This window comes from Nonomuraea sp. NPDC048916 (assembly GCF_040649575.1).
Taxonomy (GTDB): Bacteria; Actinomycetota; Actinomycetes; order Streptosporangiales; family Streptosporangiaceae; genus Nonomuraea.
On record NZ_JBEZFS010000113.1, the window covers coordinates 1 to 1,593 of the forward strand.

1 protein-coding gene is annotated in these 1,593 nt (G+C 70.3%); it reads right to left on the bottom strand.

The window, feature by feature from the left end; all coding sequences use genetic code 11:
* Nucleotides 1–24: 24 nt before the first annotated feature.
* The gene (locus AB0C16_RS39980; RefSeq protein WP_357691352.1) at nucleotides 25–1,491 is read right to left on the bottom strand and encodes an IS66 family transposase; all 1,467 of its coding nucleotides are present in this window, start codon (nucleotides 1,489–1,491) and stop codon (nucleotides 25–27) included.
* Nucleotides 1,492–1,593 lie beyond the last annotated feature (102 nt).

Sequence of the window (1,593 nt, forward strand, 5' to 3'; positions counted from 1 at the left end):
GTATCCATTCAGGCCTGTGATTGATCAGGCGTTTTGGGGTGGCATCCAAGGGTTCCCGGCCAGCGCGTCACGGAGAGCATCGAGTGGGTGGACGCCGTGGTTGCGGGCGGTGCCGAGGTAGGAGCGGATCAGGCAGTAGCGGGCAGCGGTGCGCACGCTGCGCCAGCAGCCGCCGACCTTCATCTGCAGTTTGACCATGCGCTGCGGCTGCTCAGCGGGGTTGTTGGTGAAGGGCACGGCGAAATCGGCGGTGAAGCGCCAGACCTGCGCGGCCCGGGTCTGCAGCCGTTTGGCCAGGGTGTAGCCGGGATGTCGGCCGGTGGGCCAGTCGCGGTGGGTGTTGGTGGCGATCCCCCAGGCCACCGCCTCGTCATAGCGGGCGCGCAGCCCGTCCAGGACCTGCGTCTGCAGGTTGGTGGCGCCGTCGGCGCGGGCCTTGGCGACCGCGGCCTTGGCCTCGGTCAGCGCGCTCATCACCGGCTCGGTCCAGCACCGCTGTACCCGGCTGCCGGGCTCGTCCAGCTCGCCGATGCCGCGCAGCGAGCGCAGCAGATGCGCGCAGCACAACTGGACCGCGGCCACGTGCCGGTCGTACTTGGCGTAACCGGCGTAGTCGTCGCGCACCAGCGTGCCGCGATAGCCAGGCAGGATCCCGAAACCGTCCAGCGCTGCGTGGCCTCGGTTGTCGGCGGCGCCGAACCAGGCCAGCCGGTCGGCGCGGGCGGTGTAGACATACAGCAGCCGGTCATCATCGTCGCCCGCGACCCGCGCGGGGGTCTCGTCGTGGTGCAGCACCGGCGCGGCCCGCAACCGTTCCTTGAGCGCGGTCTCGAAGCCGGCCAGCCGGCCGGCGACGCGCTTGACCAGCCCGCCGGTGAACCCGGTGGAGACCGGTGCGTCCAGCAGCACGCCCATCAGGTCGGCGGCGCGGGTGATGCTCATGTGCCCGTTGCAGGCCAGCAGCGCGGTGGCCGCGCGGACGTTCGGGCCGTAGCAGCAGGGCCCGGCCAGCCCCGCCGGGGTGGCTGCCCGGGTCGCCCGCCGACATCCCGGACAGGCGACCTTGACCATCCGGTACTCGGTGACCTGGAGTTTCACCGGTGGAGTGTCGAACATCTGCACTCGGGCGGCGACCGTGCCCTCGATGTCGTCGAGCCTGCGGCCGCACCCGCCGCACTCGGCAGGGGTCACGATGGTGATCTGGTCCGGGTCGGCCCGCCAGGCCAGCGCATGCCCCTCGTGCCCGGCCTGACCACCACGCGGCCGAGGCGAGCGCTTCCTCGGCTTCTTGGCGCGCTTGGCCTTGGCCGTCGGACCGTCCGAGCTGGGCGGCATCGAGGAGTTGGACGAATCCATCCCCGCCCGCCGCTTCAACTGCCCGATCTCCGCCAGCAAGGCCGCGATCACCGCATCCCGCTCCGCGAGCGCTGCCCGCAGTTCTGCAACGGCAGCCAGCAGTTCCTCACGGCTGGGGTCCCGGGGGTCGGACACGAGCTCAAACTACGATCCTTGCCTGACAACATCCACAATCACTGCGAAACCGGCGCGTCTACCCCAAACCAGACACGATCAACAACGAGCCTGAATGGATAC